At 32.7% G+C, this 20,263-nt stretch carries 19 protein-coding genes and 1 pseudogene; 7 read left to right on the top strand and 13 right to left on the bottom strand.

Features of this window, described 5'->3' with window-relative positions:
• Positions 1-23: 23 nt before the first annotated feature.
• Complete coding sequence (locus B8869_RS11555) at positions 24-197, bottom strand: hypothetical protein (RefSeq protein ID WP_159445220.1); 174 nt, start codon at positions 195-197, stop codon at positions 24-26.
• Here B8869_RS11555 and B8869_RS12590 point away from each other — a divergent pair.
• Positions 185-624: pseudogene (locus B8869_RS12590) on the top strand (IS30 family transposase); the annotation flags it as partial. The gene B8869_RS11555 and the pseudogene B8869_RS12590 sit on opposite strands and share 13 nt — an antisense overlap.
• A gap of 81 nt (positions 625-705) precedes the next feature.
• Here B8869_RS12590 and B8869_RS01275 read toward each other — a convergent pair.
• From B8869_RS01275 to B8869_RS01265, 3 genes are read right to left on the bottom strand one after another with little or no spacing between them, the layout of a single operon-like run.
• The gene (locus B8869_RS01275; protein WP_084229959.1) at positions 706-1,713 is read right to left on the bottom strand and encodes an electron transfer flavoprotein subunit alpha/FixB family protein; all 1,008 of its coding nucleotides are present in this window, start codon (positions 1,711-1,713) and stop codon (positions 706-708) included.
• A gap of 13 nt (positions 1,714-1,726) precedes the next feature.
• A complete protein-coding gene (locus B8869_RS01270) occupies positions 1,727-2,521 on the bottom strand; it encodes an electron transfer flavoprotein subunit beta/FixA family protein (protein ID WP_084229958.1) in 795 nt (264 codons plus the stop codon).
• Between the two features lie 15 nt (positions 2,522-2,536).
• A complete protein-coding gene (locus B8869_RS01265; protein WP_084229957.1) occupies positions 2,537-3,679 on the bottom strand; it encodes an acyl-CoA dehydrogenase in 1,143 nt (380 codons plus the stop codon).
• A 467-nt stretch (positions 3,680-4,146) separates the two neighbouring features.
• Here B8869_RS01265 and B8869_RS01260 point away from each other — a divergent pair, with 467 nt between their 5' ends.
• Positions 4,147-4,530, top strand: a complete 384-nt coding sequence (locus tag B8869_RS01260) for a hypothetical protein (protein WP_084229956.1) — start codon at positions 4,147-4,149, stop codon at positions 4,528-4,530.
• A gap of 19 nt (positions 4,531-4,549) precedes the next feature.
• Here the strand turns inward: B8869_RS01260 and clpB are convergent, their stop codons facing one another.
• The 9 genes from clpB to B8869_RS01215 all read right to left on the bottom strand — a co-directional run bounded on the left by clpB (position 4,550) and on the right by B8869_RS01215 (position 14,568).
• A complete protein-coding gene (gene clpB, locus B8869_RS01255; protein ID WP_084229955.1) occupies positions 4,550-7,129 on the bottom strand; it encodes an ATP-dependent chaperone ClpB in 2,580 nt (859 codons plus the stop codon).
• A gap of 4 nt (positions 7,130-7,133) precedes the next feature.
• Complete coding sequence (locus B8869_RS01250) at positions 7,134-8,045, bottom strand: DnaJ domain-containing protein (protein ID WP_084229954.1); 912 nt, start codon at positions 8,043-8,045, stop codon at positions 7,134-7,136.
• A gap of 231 nt (positions 8,046-8,276) precedes the next feature.
• A complete protein-coding gene (locus B8869_RS01245) occupies positions 8,277-9,263 on the bottom strand; it encodes an IS30 family transposase (protein WP_084229742.1) in 987 nt (328 codons plus the stop codon).
• A gap of 142 nt (positions 9,264-9,405) precedes the next feature.
• Positions 9,406-10,113, bottom strand: a complete 708-nt coding sequence (locus B8869_RS01240) for a CPBP family intramembrane glutamic endopeptidase (protein ID WP_084229953.1) — start codon at positions 10,111-10,113, stop codon at positions 9,406-9,408.
• A gap of 25 nt (positions 10,114-10,138) precedes the next feature.
• On the bottom strand, positions 10,139-10,759 hold the full coding sequence (locus tag B8869_RS01235; RefSeq protein WP_084229952.1) for an ABC-2 transporter permease: 621 nt from the start codon (positions 10,757-10,759) through the stop codon (positions 10,139-10,141).
• The gene (locus B8869_RS01230; RefSeq protein ID WP_234989795.1) at positions 10,752-11,366 is read right to left on the bottom strand and encodes an ABC-2 transporter permease; all 615 of its coding nucleotides are present in this window, start codon (positions 11,364-11,366) and stop codon (positions 10,752-10,754) included. Before B8869_RS01230 ends, B8869_RS01235 begins: the two co-directional genes overlap by 8 nt.
• Complete coding sequence (locus B8869_RS01225) at positions 11,359-12,216, bottom strand: ABC transporter ATP-binding protein (protein ID WP_084229950.1); 858 nt, start codon at positions 12,214-12,216, stop codon at positions 11,359-11,361. The genes B8869_RS01230 and B8869_RS01225 overlap by 8 nt, the downstream gene beginning before the upstream one ends.
• Positions 12,197-12,580: a GntR family transcriptional regulator gene (locus B8869_RS01220; RefSeq protein ID WP_084229949.1), complete on the bottom strand. Its 384-nt coding sequence runs from the start codon at positions 12,578-12,580 to the stop codon at positions 12,197-12,199. The genes B8869_RS01225 and B8869_RS01220 overlap by 20 nt, the downstream gene beginning before the upstream one ends.
• Positions 12,581-13,251: 671 nt before the next feature.
• The gene (locus tag B8869_RS01215) at positions 13,252-14,568 is read right to left on the bottom strand and encodes a hemolysin family protein (protein ID WP_084229948.1); all 1,317 of its coding nucleotides are present in this window, start codon (positions 14,566-14,568) and stop codon (positions 13,252-13,254) included.
• Between the two features lie 417 nt (positions 14,569-14,985).
• On the opposite strand from B8869_RS01215, the gene xdhA reads away from it, so the two are divergent.
• Genes xdhA through B8869_RS01190 form a run of 5 tightly spaced genes read left to right on the top strand, consistent with a single transcriptional unit; the run spans position 14,986 to position 20,161 of the window.
• Positions 14,986-17,289 (top strand): xanthine dehydrogenase subunit XdhA, encoded by a 2,304-nt coding sequence (gene xdhA, locus B8869_RS01210; protein WP_084229947.1) that lies wholly within the window; start codon positions 14,986-14,988, stop codon positions 17,287-17,289.
• 13 nt (positions 17,290-17,302) lie between these two features.
• The gene (gene xdhB / locus B8869_RS01205; RefSeq protein WP_084229946.1) at positions 17,303-18,187 is read left to right on the top strand and encodes a xanthine dehydrogenase subunit XdhB; all 885 of its coding nucleotides are present in this window, start codon (positions 17,303-17,305) and stop codon (positions 18,185-18,187) included.
• On the top strand, positions 18,180-18,719 hold the full coding sequence (gene xdhC / locus B8869_RS01200; RefSeq protein ID WP_084229945.1) for a xanthine dehydrogenase subunit XdhC: 540 nt from the start codon (positions 18,180-18,182) through the stop codon (positions 18,717-18,719). The genes xdhB and xdhC overlap by 8 nt, the downstream gene beginning before the upstream one ends.
• Before the next feature lie 60 nt (positions 18,720-18,779).
• Positions 18,780-19,346, top strand: coding sequence for a helix-turn-helix domain-containing protein (locus tag B8869_RS01195; RefSeq protein WP_084229944.1), 567 nt, complete (start codon positions 18,780-18,782; stop codon positions 19,344-19,346).
• The gene (locus B8869_RS01190) at positions 19,310-20,161 is read left to right on the top strand and encodes an IS3 family transposase (RefSeq protein WP_159445251.1); all 852 of its coding nucleotides are present in this window, start codon (positions 19,310-19,312) and stop codon (positions 20,159-20,161) included. Before B8869_RS01195 ends, B8869_RS01190 begins: the two co-directional genes overlap by 37 nt.
• The last annotated feature ends 102 nt before the right edge of the window (positions 20,162-20,263 follow it).

Here is a 20,263-nt window from a genome sequence, read left to right as displayed (position 1 = left end):
TCATTAATTTTTGTCGAAAATTTTTAATTTACAAGTTCTTTTCTCTTCCTTTGCTCTTCTTCTCTTTCTTCAATAGGTAACTTCAAATCATAATATGCACTTGAAATTACTCCTTCGTATTGGTGTGCAAATGTTGGTGTAGGGATAACACCTGCAATTAGCACTCCACTAAGATATAGACGTAAAAGTCTTTTCAAGAGGTAAAAGCAAAGGCTGCTTGGCTACTTTTGTTGAAATGAAATCAAGGTTCTATGTGGCATTACCAATGAAAGATAGGAGTAAAGAGTCAATTCTTGAAGCCATGAAAAAATTAATAAAACCTCTACCAAAATCAGCTTTAAAAAGCTTTACATCCGATAGAGGAAAGAATTCGTTTGTTACAAAGAAATTGAAGATATTGGAATAGACTTCTATTTTGCAGATCCATATTCAGCATGGCAAAGAGGAAGTAATGAAAATTCAAATGGTTTGCTAAGAGAGTATTATCCTAAAAAGACGGTTTTGGCAGAAATATCTATAGAAGAACTTATTAAAAATATAATGGAGCTTAATAACAGACTTAGGAAATGTCTAAATTATCTAACTCCATTTGATGTCTTTATGCACGAACTTAGTTTACTCTAAGTGTCGCAATATTATTTGCAATTCATCGATAACATAAAAAAAACCTGAGCAGTTCAACTCAGGTTTTAAAACTAATTTAAATTATTTAATTTCTTCTTTAAGTGCTTTTTCTTTTTTGATGATATCAACAAGTTTAGGAACTATAGCGTTGATATCTCCAACAACTCCAAGATCAGCTACATCAAAGATTGGTGCATCTTCAGTCTTGTTAACTGCGATGATAAGATCAGAATCTTCCATACCAGCTAAATGTTGGATAGCTCCTGAGATACCCATTGCAAAGTAAAGCTCAGGTCTTACAGTCTTACCTGTTTGTCCTACTTGGCGATCTTTAGCAATCCATCCAGCATCTACTGCTGCTCTTGATGATGAAATTTCAGCATCTAATTCTTTAGCTAATTTATCAAGTTCATCAAATCCTTCTGGACCACCAAGTCCACGACCACCTGAAACTAAGATGTTAGCTTCTGTGATATCTTTTTTCTTTGATTCACTCTTCTTGATTTCTCTGATAGTAACGTTCATGTCAGCATCAGTGAATTCAACTTTCTTTTCAATAACTTCAGATTTTGGATTGTCAACTGTTACTGATTGCATAACGCCAGGTCTTACAGTTGCCATTTGTGGTCTGAAATCTTCACAAATGATTGTAGCCATGATGTTACCACCAAATGCTGGACGAGTCATAAGTAAGTTTTTAGTTTCTTCATCGATATCAAGTTTTGTACAGTCTGCAGTAAGACCAGTGTGGATTCTTGCTGCAAGTCTTGGTGCAAGGTCACGACCAATTGAAGTTGCTCCATAAAGAACAATTTCAGGGCTATTTTCTTTAATTACTTCAAAGATTGCCTTTGCATAAGGTTCTGTTACATATTCCTTTAGCATTGGATCTTCTACTGTTATAACCTTGTCAGCTCCGTGTTTGAAAAGTACAGGTGTTTCTGATTTTATACTTTCTCCAAGAAGAATACCTACTACCTCTTGTCCAAGTGCATCAGCTAACTCACGAGCTTTACCAAGAAGTTCTATACCAACTTTTTGAATTTTGTTATCTCTTTGTTCTATAAATACGTATACATCTTTTGACATTTCACAAGCTCCTTTAGATAATGTACTTTTCTTGAAGTTTAGCTACAATTGCTTGAGCTGCTTCATCAGCTGATAAATCTTTTAAAAGTACGCCTTCGCCTTTACCTTGTTTAGGGAATGACTTCTTAACCTTTGTAGGTGAACCCTTTAGACCTATATTAGCTAAGTCTAAGTTTTCTTTAATATCTTCTAATCCCCAAACTTTAACTTCTTTTTGGTATGCATCATATATTCCACCAACAGTCATATATCTTGCACTTGCAGCTTCTGCTAAAGCTGTAATCAAGCATGGCATTTTAACGTCAATGATGTGATATCTATCTTCAAATTGTCTTTGTACAGTAACTGTGTCTCCGTTAACTTCTACATTTTCAGCATAAGAAACTTGAGGAATTCCAATATGTTCAGCAATTTGAGGTCCTACTTGTGCAGTATCTCCGTCAATTGCTTGACGTCCAGTTATGATTAAATCATATTCAAGGTTCTTAAGAGCTCCAGCTATTGTACAAGATGTAGCCCAAGTATCAGCTCCACCAAAAGCTCTGTCAGATACTAATATAGCTTCATCTGCTCCCATTGCAAGCGCTTCACGAAGTGCAACTTCTGCTTGTGGAGGTCCCATTGAAAGTACAGTTACGTGTACATTTTCAGGGTCATTGTCTTTAATGTTTAAAGCTACTTCTAGTCCTGCTTTATCATCAGGGTTTATAATACTAGGCACTCCGTCTCTAATAAGAGTATTAGTTACAGGATCAAGTCTTACTTCGTTAGTGTCTGGTACTTGTTTAACACAAACAACTATTTTCATCTTTAATTAACCTCCTTAGTTTACACCCATCCATGATGAAACTACCATTCTCATAACTTCAGAAGTTCCTTCATAGATTTCTGTAATCTTAGCATCTCTCATCATTCTTTCAATTGGATAATCTCTTGTGTAACCATATCCACCGAATAATTGTAGACAACGTCTTGTTATATCAGATGCTGATTCAGATGCAAAAAGCTTACACATTGCAGCTAAGTGAGAATATGCTTCTTTATTTTGTTTAGCACATGCAGCTCTATAAACTAAAAGTTGTGATGCATCTGCTTTTGCTTTCATATCAGCTAGTTGGAATTGAGTGTTTTGGAATTGAGAAAGTCTCTTTCCAAATTGCTTTCTTTCTTTAACATAGTCAACAGTTACGTCAATAGCGCCTTCAGCGATTCCCAATGCTTGAGAAGCAATACCAATTCTACCACCGTCAAGAGTCTTCATTGCAACTTTGAATCCTTTACCTTCTTTTCCAAGTAGGTTTTCTTTAGGAATTCTACAGTTTTCAAAAATTAACTCACAAGTTGAAGATCCTCTGATACCCATTTTGATTTCAGGTTCCCCAACTCTAAATCCTGGAGTTCCTCTTTCTACTATGAAAGCTGAAATTCCACGGTTTCCTTTAGATTTATCAGTCATTGCAATTACTATGAAAGTATCAGCAAATCCTGCATTTGTTATAAATATTTTTGTTCCGTTAAGTACATATTCATCTCCATCAAGAACAGCTGTTGTTTGTTGTCCTGATGCATCAGTACCAGCTCCTGGTTCAGTTAAACCAAAAGCTCCAATTTTCTTTCCACTTAATAAATCTGGTAAGAATTTTCTCTTTTGTTCTTCTGTACCATTTTCAAAAATAGGAGCACAGCAAAGTGATGTGTGAGCTGAAACTACAACGCCTGTTGTTGCACATTTTTTAGAAAGTTCTTCAACAGCCATAGCATAAGCTAAGTAGTCTCCCCCTTGTCCACCGTATTCCTTTGGAAATGGAATTCCGAAGAAACCATATCTAGCAAGTTTCTTTAGATTTTCCTTTGGAAATTCTTCAGTTTCATCTACCTCTTGTGCAAATGGTTCGATTTCATTTTCAGTAAAAGAGCGGTACATTTCTCTAAGAAGTAAGTGCTCTTTGTCCATTGTAAAATCCATTTAATATCCCCCTTAATATAACGTGGTTAGTTCGTGTTAGTATAATAACACACTTAAGTACAATTATAACATTCATTGTTAAAAATTCAACAATGATTTTTGGAATACAATCCAAAAAGTTTATCTGCCGATTTCAGCTCTATTTAATTAGAATTTTAAATATGTATTGTGTTTTCTAAAACTTAAAACTAATAAATAAATCACTGTTTTTTAAACAAATAAATGTATAAATTTCTCCTTCGTAAAGAGCATAACATACCTACTAAATCATCTCAACATTTAAAAACACAATTTATCATTTAACGCTTATTATCTAGTCTTTTTAATTTTATTTGACAAAAATATTCTCTATCTTAGGCTCAAAATTATATAAATAATTGTGAGGAACACATGAAAATAAAAAATTTCTATTACTAATTTTTACACTTCTAATTTTAACTGCTTGCTCCAGCAAAAATAATGAAAATTTGATTGATGATTTTTTAGCTACATATTTTAGCCAAGCTAATTATAGTAAGCTGGAATGGCAAAAAGTTGAAGAAAATATTTTCTCCAATAATAGTGATGAAGCCATAGAACCTTTCAAAGAATTTTTTACAGATACAGTTCTTGAAAAATTAACAAAATCCCGTGTACTACCATCTTTCTATTTAAGAGATATGGAATTAACTTATAAAGTAAGTGGATTTGAAAAATCAGATGATGGACTCATTGCCAATTTAATTTTAACTTCCACTGACAAAAATATAGATTGTAAATTAAAATTTCAATTTGAAAACGGAAAGATATATTGGTTTGACTATGCTACGATTATGAAAAATATCCAACAACTAAAAAAGCAATCGGTTTAAGTTCCGATTGCTTTCTAGTTTAATTTTCCACTTTTAATTTTAATTTTTCATCTTCTATATCAACTTTTACTTTAGAATTTTCATAAACTTCGCCTTTTATAATAAGCTTTGAAAGTTCTGTTTCAAGAGTAGATTGGATATATCTCTTTACAGGTCTTGCTCCGTACTGTGGTGAATAAGACGCATCCAAGATAAATCTCATCGCTTCATCTGTTACATTTATTTCAATATTTCTATCAGAAAGTCTGCTTTCAATTTGAGCCACAGTCTTTTTAATTATTTCATAAATTTGTTCTTTTACTAAAGGTTTAAATAGAACAATTTCATCAACTCTGTTTAAAAATTCAGGTCTAAAGCTCATTCTCATTTGAGAATCTACAGCATCTCTTGCCTCTTGTGAAATTTCTCCATCAGAATTTATTCCCTCTAATAGATAAGATGAACCTATATTTGAAGTCATTATAATAACTGTGTTTTTAAAGTCAACAGTTCTGCCTTGGTTGTCAGTAAGACGCCCATCATCTAACACTTGTAATAAGATGTTAAACACATCTGGATGTGCCTTTTCAATTTCATCGAATAAGACAACACAATATGGCATTCTTCTAACAGCTTCTGTAAGTTGTCCCCCTTCATCATAGCCTACATATCCTGGAGGAGAACCTACAAGTCTTGATACTGAGTGTTTTTCCATATATTCACTCATATCAATTCTTATCATATTCTTTTCATCATCAAACAAAATTTCAGTTAGCGCTTTTGCTGTCTCTGTCTTACCAACTCCAGTAGGTCCTAAGAAAATAAATGAACCAATTGGTCTGTTTTCTGACTTAAGACCAGCACGTTGTCTTAAAACAGCATCTGATACAGCTTCTATTGCCTCATTTTGACCAACAACTCTCTCATGAAGTATATCTGACATTGAAAGCAATTTTTCTCTTTCAGTTTCTGCAAGTTTTTCAACCGGAATCTTAGTCCATCTTGATACAACGTGAGCAATCTCTTGGTCTGTTACAACTTCTTTTACCATTGAAGAATCAGATTGATTTTTAGCTTCTCTCTCTTTTAATTCTTCTTCTAATTTAGGAAGTTCTCCATATTTCAAGACAGATAGTTTTTCAAGATTGTATTCTCTTTCGGCCTTTTCTATTTCGTACTTAACTTCATCTATCTTGCTCTTTATTTCTTTCACATTGTCCAAAGATTTCTTTTCACTTTCCCATTTAGCCTTTAGATTGTCAAAATCAGCTTTTTCTTCAGAAAGTTCTTTTTCCAATTCTTCAAGACGTTTCTTAGAATATGTGTCAGTTTCTTTTTTAAGAGCTTCTCTCTCTATTTCAAGTTGTAAAATTCTACGTCTTACATCATCAATTTCAGTAGGCATTGAGTCGATTTCAGTTCTGAGCATAGCACAAGCTTCGTCCATCAAATCTATCGCCTTATCCGGTAAAAATCTATCTGTAATATATCTATCGGATAGCGTTGCAGCAGCTATTACAGCTGAATCTGCAATTCTAATTCCATGATAAATCTCATACTTTTCTTTAAGACCTCTCAATATAGAAATTGTGTCTTCAACAGTTGGCTCTTGCACCATTACCTTTTGGAATCTTCTTTCAAGAGCAGGATCCTTTTCAATATACTTTCTATATTCATCTAAAGTTGTAGCACCTATTGCGTGTAGTTCGCCTCTTGCAAGCATAGGTTTTAAAAGATTTGAAGCATCCATTGCACCTTCAGTCTTACCAGCTCCAACTATATTGTGAATTTCATCTATAAATAAAAGTATCTTTCCATCAGACTTTTCAACTTCAGAAAGTACAGCCTTTAACCTCTCTTCAAACTCTCCTCTATACTTCGCTCCTGCAACTAAAGCACCCATATCCAGTGAGATTATTGTCTTTTCTTTAAGTCCTTCCGGAACGTCTTTTTTTACAATTCTCTGAGCTAATCCCTCAACTATTGCAGTCTTACCAACCCCAGGCTCACCAATTAAAACAGGGTTGTTTTTAGTACGTCTCGAAAGAATTCTTATTACATTTCTAACTTCTTCATCACGACCAATTACTGGATCCATCTTTCCTTGTCTTGATTCAGCAGTTAAATCTCTACCGTATTTTTCAAGAGCACCATAAGTGTCTTCAGGATTGTCAGTTCTAACATGTTGATTTCCTCTTATCTTTTGCAATGCAGATAAAAATCCATCTTTAGTTATGTTGAACTTTTTAAATACTTCTTCCGAATTGGTGTTTTTTAAACCAAGTATAGCAAGGTAAATATGCTCAACAGAAATATAATCATCTTGGAAATTTGATGCAATCTCTTCAGCTTCCATAAGAGCCTTGCTCAATTCTTTAGAAGAATATACACTTCCTGATTGTTTTGGAAGTTTAGATATCTTAGTATTCAACTCATTCTTAAAAGAATTTACATCCACTCCCATATATTTTAAGACAGTTGGTATCAAACCATCTTCGTCATTTACCAAACTATAATTTAAATGAATTTCATCCACTTGAGGATTTCCATATTTAGTAGCAATGTTTTGCGCAGTTTGCACAGCTTCAAGTGATTTCTTAGTATACTTTTCAAAATTCATAATTTCACTCCCTTATACTAATTGCTTTTAACTCCTCATAAAGTTTAATTTGTTCATCTGAAAGATTTGTAGGATTTACAATATTAAACTTTATATATAAATCTCCAATATTACCTTTCATATCTTTAAATCCCTTTTTAGGAATTCTCATTTTTCCAGTTCCTCGATAATTTTTTGGAACTTTTACCTTTATTTTTCCATCTATGTTATCAATTACAATGCTATCTCCAAGAGCCGCTTGCCAAGGATAAATTTCCTCTTCTTTGGTGATATTTAACCCATCAAGTGACTCAGTAGTTGAAGTGTGAACATCTATCTTAAATAAAATGTCTCCCATCACTCCATACTTTTCTCCATTTACTTTTATTTTCTTACCTGGAGTTATTCCGGCAGGAACCTTTATATCTACTTCTATATTTTTCCCGTTTAAAGAAAGTGCCATGTGTTTGTTAGTCCCATGGTAAGCTTCCCTTAAAGAAATGCTCAAATCTGTGTTGTATTGCTGTCTATAATTAGATTTTCTCTTTGACCGTCCTCCTAAATCAGAGAAAATATCTGAGAAATTAAATCCACCTCTACTACTCCTATCATCTGAGCCAAAGAATGTTTCAAAGAAATCCGAAAAATTCCCATTTCCAGCAGAAGAATAAGAGTAACCATATTGAGAAGGATCAAAATTCGCTCCATTAGAAAAATCATAACTAGACCCAAATGTATCATATTTTTTCTTCTTTTCAGGATCACCCAAAACTTCGTAAGCTTCACTTATCTCTTTAAACTTTTCTTGAGCTTTTTCGTCCCCTCCATTTAAATCCGGATGGTATTTTTTAGCAAGTTTCCTGTATGCTGACTTTATTTCTTTTTCACTTGCACTTTTATTTACACCTAATATTTCATAATAATCTCTATACTTCACTTTTGCCTCCCATTTTTGACCTTCTTTGACCTTATTTGATTATACAACGGTAACTTTTATTTTGCAATAGTTATCCACAGATTTTTTATTTTTTATTTAATTCATAGATACCCTCTTTAAATAATGCAACTATAATTGATTTTAAATCTATTTTATACAAAATGTTATCTCTATAAATTTCAACTCTCAATAATTTTTTAAATAGACGAATTGTCAAATCAAATGCAACACCTATGGTAAGAGACCAAAAAGTTCTTCTTTAGGTGTTTTATATTTTATACATTTTCTAGGTCTATTATTCATTAAACTTAAGTTATAATTTAATTCATCAATATTCACTTCTGATAAATCCATACCCTTAGGATAAAACTCCCTCAAAAGTCCGTTACTATTTTCATTTGTACCTTTTTGCCATGCACAATAGGGATCACAAAAATAAGTTTTGCATCCTAATTCTTTTTCTATTTTCTCAAATTCTGAAAATTCTTTACCTCTATCAAAGGTTATTGTTTTTACTAATTCTTTTGGATAATCTTTTAATGCATTTATTATTGCTGGTGTTACGCTTTCCGACTTTCTATTTTCAACTAGGATTGCTATATAATATCTAGATTTTCTTTCTGCTAAAGTTACGAAACAACATCTACTTTTCCTTTTATGATCTAATCTGCCTGATTCCACTGTATCTGCTTCCCAGTGGCCTAATTCTTGCCTTCTGTATATCTCTTTAGGTCTTTTCTTAATTGTTCTACCTTTATCATTGAATTTTCCTCTTTTTTCTGCTGGCCTTTTAAATTTAGCTTTTCTTCTCAAATTTTTCATACTAGTTTTTGGCAGCTTTTTGGCGTGTATCATTCTATATATCGTTGATGTAGATGGTAATTCATGAATCTCATTTGTGTTTCTATTTGATATTTGTTCAGGGGACCAATGTTCGTTAATCTTTACAGTTAAATAATCAATAACATCTTTAGAAAATTTACTTTTTCTATGGCAGTCTTTTCTTCTATCAATATATTTATCATTTGCCTTTATCGGAAAGTACTTAGTGTAACTTCCCCTACTAACTTTTATCTTAGATGAATTTCTTTTAATTTCTCTAGATATTGTACTAGGTGACCTTTTAAGTGCTTGTGCAATTTTCCTTATACTCATTCCTAAATTTAAAAATTGGTAAATACAAGATCTTTCTTCTATGGTAAGATGGTTATAGCTCATAGTTAATCACTCCTTTTAATATGTTTTGTTTGGTCACTTACATATTAACACAGCTGATTAGCTATGAGTTTATTTATGTTGCACTTGTTATGATAAATTATCAATAAAAAATGGCCTATCAAATTTGATAAACCATTCTAAATTAACTTTGTATATTTCCACTTGCAACAACTGCCAATAAAATTAAAATATCATATAAAAAGTGTACCATATATGCTAAAGTTAAATTTTTTCTCCTTATATATATAGAAGATAAAACGAACCTAATAAGTCCTATGCCAACTATCGCTTGTACAATATTAAAATCATAAGTTGAAAGATGCATCGCTCCAAATAATAATGACGAAACAACCCATGCGAAACTCTCTCTTAGAACTTCACTTTTAAATTTAACCTTATGGTATAAGAATAAAAACCAAACTATAAAGAATATCTCTTCTATCACAAGTTGTACCAGTAACATTAATGCCACAAGATTAAAATTATCTTTACTTATAACTTTTACTATTGGATTATCTACACTCCCAAACCTCTTCAACACTATCCCCGAAACTACAGCTGCAAAAAGTGTTAAGAAAGTCATTCCAAAAACAGCAGGTATATCTCTTAACTTAGGAAACTTAAATAATTTTCTAAAAGCTTTATGGCCAAGCACAAATATCGAAACTATAGGCCCTACTAAAAACAAAATTCCAAACACTTTATTGTCTGGGAATAACTCCAGTACAAAGAATGAACTATTTAAAATTATTAGAGATATAATCCATCTATATAAGCTTACCTCTCCAAGAGGATATTTTTCTTCAACCACCTTGACTAAATCAGGCTCTACTTTTTCAAAATTTTCCATATTCCCTCCTGTAAAGATTATAACTTTACTTATAGTTCTTCACAAATATTATGGACAAAACATAATTAATTAAAAACATTACAGCAGATACACTACCAACTATTAAATAAGCTCTTTCAGCATTGAAAGGTTCACTAAAAATCCCCATCATGTATAAAAATAAAGCTATTATAAAACTATAAACAACGATATATGCCATAAAAATTGACATTGCCATCTTAACTTTAAATTTAATACAAATTGGAATCATAGAGCTATATATAACCATCAACGATAAACTTCCAAATACTAACTCATACAATTGTTCAGGATCTAATCCCCAAAGTTTTACACTTACTAAACCTATTACAAAAGAAATAATAAATGCAATAAGCGATAACATTAGATAGCAAAAATATGTTGAATTAGTAATCTTAAAACTTGAAATTGGCAGTCCTTTAGTATATCTCAAAGTTTGATTATTTTCATCTTCCCTAAAAATTTCCATCATTAAACCTAAAATATATACATTAGTTCCTATCATAGGTCCCAAAATTGTTCCCGATACAAAGGCAAATAAAAACATAAACGCTATAAACCCTATATGAATATATACAGGAATATTTTTTAGAATAAGCCAATTTTTTTGAAGTATCGCTCTATTCATAATTTTCTAACTCCTTTACGAGAATTCCAAAAGCTAATTTACTCAAAATCAAGTCAAATCCTATTAAGACTAAAATAGCCGACACCATATAATTTCCATTTACGAAGTCAGCCACTAATTGAGGATAGTTCATGCTTAACATAAATACTATAAAGAACAATCCTATCGGCATCACAATCACATAGTTCTGTCCAAGTTTTAAGCCCATAAAAATGTATAGCAATCCAGTAAGATACACTGTAACTGAAATTAAAGCTATCAACTTAACTATCTTTAAATCATTTGACAAAAGATAAAAAACTACCATCTCAATAAAAGATATAAAAACCTCTGCTATTATTTGACTTATTAATTTCGACTTTAAATAATCTTTTGAAGTGATCGGAGTTGCTCTTAAATACTCTCTCACCTTTTCAGTGCCTTCCGTTAAAATCATGCCTCCTATAGACATTACAAATAAAATTTGTATTAAAATGCTAGGCGACAACACATTATCAAGTTTGATTCCATGCCTAAACATATCGATTATAAAATATAACTGACTAAATAAAATAATAAATAGTCGTCCAATTAATGTTTTTCTTAAAATATAGAAATCTTTAAGCATTAAGGCTTTCATAATCTTCACCTCGTTTAAAAAACACCATTATACTTTCAATGTCTGCCTTATCAACGCTAAAACCAGGATATTTAGCTTTAAAATTTTCAACATTTTTAATTAGAGCATTTGTTGAATACTTTTCTTTTTTAACCTTTACAACATATTCTCTAAAATTCACTATTTCATCATCACTACATTTTAAAATCCCAAAATTTTCAAACAGTTCATATTTTTCTTCTGTAAATATAATTTCTCCATTGTCTATATAAGTTATATAATCTGCTACTTTTTCTAAATCGCCTGTTATGTGAGATGAAATCAAAACAGAATTATTTTCATTTTCTACAAATTCAAGTAGAATATCCAATATTTCACTTCTTACAACTGGATCAAGACCACTTGTTGGTTCGTCCAAAATCAACAACTTAGGACAAGATGAAAGAGCAATTGCTATTTTAAATTTCATCTTCATACCTTTGGAAAAAGTATCAAATTTTTTGTTAGTAGGAATTTCAAATTTTTCAATATATCCAAAAAATTTGTCTGAATCCCAATTTTTATAGATATTCTTATAAATCTTATTTACTTGCAAAGCATTTATCTGTTTACTCAAAAATGCGTCATCAATCACAAAACCAATATCTTGTTTGATTTCATTGTCTATATTCTGCCCAAAAGCTTTTATATCTCCCTCAAATTTAGTTATTCCCAAAATGCAATTTATAATTGTACTCTTTCCAGCCCCGTTTGCTCCGACAATGCCCATGATTGTTCCTGATTCAATTTCAAAAGAAACATCCTTCAAACAAAAATCTTTGTACTTTTTGTTTAAGTTTTTAATCTCTAAAGCTTTCATTTTCCACCTCATTAAATAAATCCAAGACTTCTTTTTTCTTAATTCCCGATGATTTATAAATCTTAACCACATCAGTTAAAAGATTTCTTATCTTAGACAAACAATCAGCCTTTACATTCTCTTGATCTACCTTGCTTACGAAACTCCCCCTGCCAGACACCGTGTATATAAATCCATCTTTTTCCAAATCATTATATGCACGCTTGGTAGTTATTACTGAAACCTTTAAATCTTTTGCCAAACTTCTCATCCCAGGAAGTGCCTCATCCGGCTTCAACTCCCCTATGGCAATCAATCTCTTTATCTCATTTTCTATCTGCTCGTAAATTGGTACATCACTTGAATTCAAAATTATTATTTTCATTTTGCACCTACCGTATATACTGTATATACACATTGTATAAGCGTATATATGTAATGTCAACACCTATTTTAAAAAATCATAAGGCAAAAAAACCAAACCGTAATTGAAAAATTTATATTGGAATTTATCAAATAAAATTGTTTGCAAAAAATGATTAATATATTTTAAATACACCTTGCATAAATTGTAGGGGACGCACGAACGTATGTGAGGCCGTCCCGCCTGAATACGAACCAAACGAAATTCTAAAACTTTATTTAAATATTTTTGTTGAAATTAACCCATCAAAACAACTTGGAAATCAAAAATTGTATTATCCACGAACTTTAACGGACGGGCTTCGCATTGCTCTTGTCGCTCCTACGATTTACTGCACACGGATAATTACAATATGAAAACTGATTTTAAAATGAATATTCAAATTATCCACCAAAGCAACTTGGAAATCAAAAATTGTATTATCCACGAACTTTAACGGACGGGCTTCGCGTTGCTCTTGTCGCTCCTATGATTTACTGCATACTTATAATTACAAAACATATTATATAACGGTACGACATCAAGCTGTTCTTGCCGCCCCTATAAAACTATCAAACCCATCACTCTTAAAAACAATTCATAATAAAAACTTAAACATCAAAAAAGGCAGAACCTTCGTCCCGCCCATAAATCTAATTTTTTAATATTTTAAGTTCTATTAATGAAATTCTGTTGTCTTGAACCGTCAATCCCTTAAGTTCAACCATATCTTCATATACAACAGAAAAACCTGTCTCATCTTCTTGTGGAATATATCCAAGCAATTCTATCATAAGACCTGAAATTGTTTCATGATTTTCAGAATACAATTTAGTTCCTATCTTCTCATTTATTGCATCTATTTCCACATAACCATCGACAACATATCTATCATCAGCTATCTTTTCAATTTTGTGTTCATCCTTGTCGTATTCATCTTCAATCTCTCCGACAATTTCTTCAACTAAATCTTCCATGGTTACCATTCCTGAAAATCCACCATATTCATCAATCAAAATCGCAACATACTTTTTAGAAAGTTGCAACTCTTTGAGCAATGAATCCACCTTTTTAGTCTCTGGTACAAAATAAGGTTCTTTCATAACATTATCTATATTTACAGACTTGTAATTTGTCTTAGAATAATCTATGAATAAATCTTTTATATAAACAGTTCCGATTATATTATCCCTATTATCCTTAAAAACAGGAACTCTTGAGTAGCCCATCTTCAAAATCTCAACAATTGTGTTCTCATTGAATTCGTCATAGTCCACCATGTAAATTGAAGTCCTCGGTGTCATTATCTCATAAGCCATAGTGTCGTCAAATTCCATAATGTTTACTATCATCTCTTCACCAGCAGAATTTATAACTCCTTGCTCTTGAGATACTTTTATATAAGCTTTAAGTTCCTCTTCAGATATTTTTTCTTCCACATCTTCAGAATATTTACCAAAAATTTTTAAAATCAAAGTTGTAGAAAAAGATAATAACTTCACAAAAGGATATGCTAATTTTGAAACCACTCCAATAACAGGTGCAGCTTTTAATGCAACTTCATCAGCATTAGTAAGCGCTATTCTCTTCGGCACAAGCTCTCCGCATACAAGAGTTATGTATGATAATAATAGAGTTATCACTACAAGAGCTATAGTTTGAGCATAAGGCACACCCAAAGAGTTTAACTGTGCTGAAAATACTCTTGAAATAGTAGTAGCTGCAGAAGCAGATGAAAAGAAGTTTGCGAAAGTTATTCCAACTTGTATCGTAGACAAAAACCTTGTCTGATCAGACAAAATTTTTTGAAGAGTTATCGCCTTTTTGTTCCCCTCATCAACAAGATTTTGTATCCTGTTTCTATTAGCAGATACCATAGCCATTTCAGCCGAAGCAAAAAATGCATTCACCCAAGTTAAAAAAGCTATTAATAAAAATTGTAATATAATCGAGCCTCCGGCCCCGTCCATATTGTTCCTCCTTGATTTTTCACATACTTTCACCAATTATACCACATAAGCGACGATATAAATCAAAACTATATATAGATTTATACACTTTTTTCCGAAAAAATATTACACAATAAAAATTCAAATCAAAATAAATTTTTTGATAAAATTTAATTATTTTTTCTCGTTAAAAAACCTCCTTTCAAAAGCTATAAATCTATATATATTTCGTCTCAAAACCACCCTAAATTGAAAACGATTACTATTAAGCTAACCCGCATAAAACCGAATAATATTCTTTTGCTACTCGCCTTTAATAATTTAGTTTGATGACATAAGAAATTGTTTTACTTTTCAATTCGTTGTGCTATTATATTTATATAAGAAGTTATCATTTTCGGAACTTTTAATAATTTTTTAAAAGAAAAGAGGGGTTTTATGTCTGTAGGAAAAAGCGAAAAAAGAGTCGACGCTTTTGATAAAGTTACAGGTCGTGCAAAATATACAGAAGATCTAATAGATCCAAGTGCATACGTAGCAAAAATTGTGCATTCAACAATACCGCACGGAAGAGTTGTGTCAATAGACACATCAGAAGCAGAAAAAATAGAGGGTTTAGTTAAAATTGTTACATGCTTTGATGTACCAAAACATGGTTTCCCGACAGCTGGTCACCCTTGGTCAACAGATCCAAGCCACCAAGATATAGCTGATCGTAGACTTCTAAACGAACATGTACGTTATTATGGAGACGACGTTGCAGTTGTAATTGCAAAAGACGAAGTTTCAGCAAGCCAAGCTCTAAACCTTGTAAAAGTAGAATACGAAGAATACCCTGCAGTATTCGATGTATTTGAAGCAATGAAAGATGGAGCACCTCAACTACATGAGGACTTTCCAAACAATATAATTAAACACACAACAAACAACAGAGGTAATTACCAAGAAGCTATCAAAGAAGAAGGACTTATCAAAGTTGAAGGTTGGTACGATACACCGGTTGTACAACACTCTCACATAGAAAACGGAATAGTATATTCTTATGAAGAGTCAGGTAAAATTGTAGTCGTAGCTTCAACTCAAATACCTCATATCGTAAGACGTATCACAGGTCAAGCACTTGGTATACCTTGGGGTAAAGTTCGTATAATCAAGCCATACATTGGTGGTGGATTCGGAAATAAACAAGACGCTCTTTACGAACCACTTGGAGCATTCTTGACAACACAAGTTGGAGGCCACCCTGTTAAACTTGATACATCACGTGAAGAAACATTCGTATCAAACCGTACAAGACACAAGATTACAATTCATATAGTATCTTACCTTAGAAAAGACGGAACATTTGCAGCTCGTAAAATGGAATCTTTCGCAAATAACGGAGCTTATGCTTCTCACGGCCATAGTATAGCTGCAAAAGGACTTGGCTGTTTCCACCAACTATACCCTTGCGACAACGTTGAAGGAGATGCTTACACAGTATACACTAACAGACCAGTTGCAGGAGCTATGCGTGGATATGGTATTCCTCAATCTATGTTTGCAGTAGAATCACACACAGAAGACATAGCAAAAGCACTTGGAATGGACGCATTAGAATTCCGTATGAAGAACCTAATGCCTCAAGGCTATGTAGATGGATTCTCTAAAAACGAAAACTACTACGATTCATTCAGAGAATGTCTTGAAGTTGGTAAAAAAGCTATCGATTACGACAAGAAAATGGAAGAATATAAAAACCAAACCGGCAACATTCGTCGTGGTATAGGACATGCAGTATTCTGGTACAATACAGCAGTTTACCCTATCTCACTTGAAACATCAGCTTGCCGTATGGTACTACACCAAGACGGTTCAGTTCAACTTATGCTTGGTGAAACAGAAATCGGACAAGGTGCCGACACAGCATTCTCACAAATGGCAGCAGATGCTATCGGTGTGAAATTTGAAGATATTCACATAGCTACAAACCAAGATACAGACGTTACACCATTTGGTACAGCAGCTTATGCATCAAGACAAACATTTATCGCAAGTTTCTCAATCACAAAGACTGCAAGAATACTACGTGAAAAAATATTTGACCATGCATATAAACTACTTGGCGTAACACGTGAAAATATAGACTTAATAGACGGAAACTTAGTTAGAATTTCTGACAACAGAATTCTCATGAGCTTAGGAGAATTAGCTACAACCGAACTATACAGTTTCGAAAACAGTGAGCACATAACAGCCGAATCAACATATCAAATTAGAAACAATGCTTACTCATTTGGTTGTTCATTCGCAGAAGTTGAAGTTGACCTTGGACTATGTAAAGCAACAGTTAAGAGGCTTATAAACGTTCATGATTGTGGTAAACTTATAAATCCTCAATTAGCAGAAGCCCAAGCTCACGGTGGTATGTCTATGGCAATCGGATATGCACTTACAGAAGAATTAAAATATGATGAAAAGACAGGTAGAACACTTAACAACAACTTGTTAGACTACAAACTATCAACTACTATGGATCACCCAGACTTAGAAGTACACTTTGTAGAAAACCCTGAACCAACTTCACCATACGGAACTAAATCACTTGGAGAACCACCAACTTGTTCCCCTGCTCCAGCAATTAGAAATGCAATCTACAATGCAACAGGAGTTGCTGTAAACCAATGCCCAATGAACCCACACGTTCTATATCCACTATTTAACGAAGCAGGACTATTAGATAACTTGGAAATAGAATTTTAAGCAGGAGGAAATTATGTACGATATCAAAAAAATTTATGAAGCCTTTACAGTTGATGAGGCTATAGAACTCTTACGTGAACATCCCGAAGCAAAAATTTTAGGTGGAGGTTCAGACGTATTAATTAAAATTCGTGAAGGCAAAATGGCTGGCGAAGAACTTGTATCAATCTACATGATTGACGAAATCCGTGGAATATCTATGGATGAAGACGAAACACTAAGAATCGGTGCCCTAACATCATTTAGCCACATAACTCAAAACGAATTAATTCAAAAATATTGCCCAACACTTGGCGAAGCAGTAGACACTGCAGGTGGCCCTCAACTTAGAAATATCGCTACAATCGGCGGTAACATAAGCAATGGAGTTCCATCAGCAGATTCAACTACTACCCTACACGCTTGGGATGCAATAGTTGAAATCAAAGGTGAAAACGGAGTACGTGAAGTGCCTATCACAGAATTCTATATCAAGACAGGTGTTGTAGATTTAAAACCTACAGAATTAGTTACAGCACTTAAGATTAAAAAAGAATCCTACGAAGGCTACTATGGCCACTACTTCAAATACGCAATGAGAAATGCAATGGACATTGCAACAAGCGGTTGTTCAATCAGCTGTAAATTCTCAGGCGAAAATATAGTTGAAGACGTAAGAACTGCATTCGGAGTTGCCGGACCAATTCCACTAAGAACTCCAGAAGCAGAAAAATTCCTAAAAGGAAAACCACTTACAGCAGAAAATATAAACGCATTTGCTGAAGAAGCTATCAAAGAACTTAAACCAAGAGACTCTTGGAGAGCCTCTAAAGACTTGAGAGTTCATATTCTTAAAGAAATTTCAAGAAGAAGCTTAGTAGAATGCCTTAAAGCTTATAAAGGAGGTCAAAATGCATAATTCAGAACACGGACCTTATGAACCTAAAGAAGAACAAGTGTTACACTTCGAACCACAATTCAAACTAATCAGATGTACAATCAATGGTGAAAGAGTTACTAAAATGGTTGATATGAGAGCATCTCTAACAGATATGTTGAGAAATGACTTCAGACTTACATCAGTAAAAAAAGGTTGTGAAGTTGGAGAATGTGGAGCTTGTGCAGTCTTAGTAAACGGAGAAGCATTTAACTCTTGTATCTATATGGCAATTTGGGCAGACGGAAAAGATATCTGGACAACAGAAGGTCTTTTGAGTAAAGACGGAACACTTTCAGATATCCAACAAGCCTTCATTGACGAAGCAGCAGTACAATGTGGATTCTGTACGCCAGGATTTATCGTAACATCATCAGAAATCGTGGCTAAGAAAAAGAGATTTACAAGAGCAGAACTTAGAAAAATGTTAGCTGGACACCTTTGTAGATGTACAGGCTACGAAAATATTTTAAGAGCCGTTGAAAAAACAATAGAAAAAAATATTGAAAAATAAAAAAGTGCGAAAATGATATGTACCCTCTTTACTGGACAAACCAGTAAGGAGGGTATTTTTATGAAATATAGTTATGAAATCAAAAAAGAAAGCGTGCAATTGTATAGAGATGGTAAATGGCCTGATACACCTGAAGGGACCAACGAAAAAAACTTTCATGATTCAATTAGAATATGGGTTAGGTTAGAAGAACTTCATGGACCAGAAATTTTAAAACATGGAAATAATATCAATTGGACACCTGATGAGAAATTAGAAATGGTATCTAAAGTGTTAGCTGGAAATTCCATAACATCTATAGCAGTTGAATATGGAATTAATCATGGACAGCTTTATTCATGGGTTAACAAGTATAAAAATTATGGATATAATGGTCTTGTAAATAAAAAGAGAGGTCGTAAATCTAAAAATACAAGTATGAAAAATAAAAATATCCATAAAGCAAAAGAACTTAATGAATCTGAAAGAGAAGAACTAATAAAACTTAGAGCAGAAAATGAATATATAAAAGCAGAAAACGAAATAATAAAAAAAGAGATCGCCTTGAGAGAAGAACGTTACGCTGCGCAACTCAAGGCGAAAAAGCAGCGATTATCAAAGAACTCAAAGAAGAAGGATACAGACTAAAATATCTTTTAAAAGCTATTGATATGCCAAGATCAACATACTATTTTGAAATAAATAAAGTTGATAAGATAAAGATTAAGAATAGTCACATTGCAGATAAAATAACTCAAATATTTAACTTCCACAAAGGAAGATATGGAGTAAGAAGAGTATATATGGAGTTGATAAATCAAGGTTATATCATAAATCATAAAAGAGTTCAAAGAATAATGCATGAGCTAAAACTATTTGGAAAAAGATCTAAGGAAAAATATCACTCATATAAGGGGAAGGTAGGTAAAGTAGCTAATAATATAATAAATAGATATTTCAAGGCAGATAAACCTCTACAAAAATGGACCACAGATGTGTCAGAATTTAAATTCTCTTGGGGTAAATGCTACATATCTCCAATACTTGATATGTATACCAATGAGATAATCTCTTACGACCTATCCTTAAGTCCTAACTTAAATCAGATATCAAATATGTTGAAAAAAGCATTTAACAAATTTCCAAAACTAGATAACTTAATACTACATTCAGATCAAGGTTGGCAATACCAACATGAATATTATGTAAATGAGCTTAAAAAACATGGCATAAGACAATCAATGTCAAGAAAAGGTAATTGCTATGATAACTCCATAATGGAGACATTCTTTGGAAGATTAAAAAATGAAATTTATTATGGTTATGAAAAGAGTTATAGCTCTTTTGAAGAATTTTCAAAAGCAATAGAGGAATATATTTACTATTACAACAACGAAAGGATTCAATCAAAAACAAAATGGATGCCACCTACAAAATATAGGTTAGCATCCACTAATAATTAATTAAATATTGTGTCCAGTTTTATGGGTACACATCAAAATTCGCACTTTTTTTATTATCAAAGTTTTGCACTTTACTATTTTCTGTTTTGTTCATTTCTTTTG

The organism is Peptoniphilus asaccharolyticus DSM 20463 (assembly GCF_900176115.1).
Classification (GTDB): domain Bacteria; phylum Bacillota; class Clostridia; order Tissierellales; family Peptoniphilaceae; genus Peptoniphilus; species Peptoniphilus asaccharolyticus.
This window is presented reverse-complemented; position numbering and strand designations above follow the sequence as displayed.

What these genes read in the sequence shown, in the direction of transcription:
- B8869_RS01275 (WP_084229959.1), bottom strand. Translation starts at nt 1,713, where the DNA reads ATGTCAAAAGATGTATACGTATTTATAGAACAAAGAGATAACAAAATT.
- B8869_RS01270 (WP_084229958.1), bottom strand. Translation starts at nt 2,521, where the DNA reads ATGAAAATAGTTGTTTGTGTTAAACAAGTACCAGACACTAACGAAGTA.
- B8869_RS01265 (WP_084229957.1), bottom strand. Translation starts at nt 3,679, where the DNA reads ATGGATTTTACAATGGACAAAGAGCACTTACTTCTTAGAGAAATGTAC.
- clpB (WP_084229955.1), bottom strand. Translation starts at nt 7,129, where the DNA reads ATGAATTTTGAAAAGTATACTAAGAAATCACTTGAAGCTGTGCAAACT.
- B8869_RS01245 (WP_084229742.1), bottom strand. Translation starts at nt 9,263, where the DNA reads ATGAGCTATAACCATCTTACCATAGAAGAAAGATCTTGTATTTACCAA.
- B8869_RS01240 (WP_084229953.1), bottom strand. Translation starts at nt 10,113, where the DNA reads ATGGAAAATTTTGAAAAAGTAGAGCCTGATTTAGTCAAGGTGGTTGAA.
- B8869_RS01235 (WP_084229952.1), bottom strand. Translation starts at nt 10,759, where the DNA reads ATGAATAGAGCGATACTTCAAAAAAATTGGCTTATTCTAAAAAATATT.
- B8869_RS01230 (WP_234989795.1), bottom strand. Translation starts at nt 11,366, where the DNA reads ATGCTTAAAGATTTCTATATTTTAAGAAAAACATTAATTGGACGACTA.
- B8869_RS01225 (WP_084229950.1), bottom strand. Translation starts at nt 12,216, where the DNA reads ATGAAAGCTTTAGAGATTAAAAACTTAAACAAAAAGTACAAAGATTTT.
- B8869_RS01220 (WP_084229949.1), bottom strand. Translation starts at nt 12,580, where the DNA reads ATGAAAATAATAATTTTGAATTCAAGTGATGTACCAATTTACGAGCAG.
- B8869_RS01215 (WP_084229948.1), bottom strand. Translation starts at nt 14,568, where the DNA reads ATGGACGGGGCCGGAGGCTCGATTATATTACAATTTTTATTAATAGCT.
- xdhA (WP_084229947.1), top strand. Translation starts at nt 14,986, where the DNA reads ATGTCTGTAGGAAAAAGCGAAAAAAGAGTCGACGCTTTTGATAAAGTT.
- xdhB (WP_084229946.1), top strand. Translation starts at nt 17,303, where the DNA reads ATGTACGATATCAAAAAAATTTATGAAGCCTTTACAGTTGATGAGGCT.
- xdhC (WP_084229945.1), top strand. Translation starts at nt 18,180, where the DNA reads ATGCATAATTCAGAACACGGACCTTATGAACCTAAAGAAGAACAAGTG.
- B8869_RS01195 (WP_084229944.1), top strand. Translation starts at nt 18,780, where the DNA reads ATGAAATATAGTTATGAAATCAAAAAAGAAAGCGTGCAATTGTATAGA.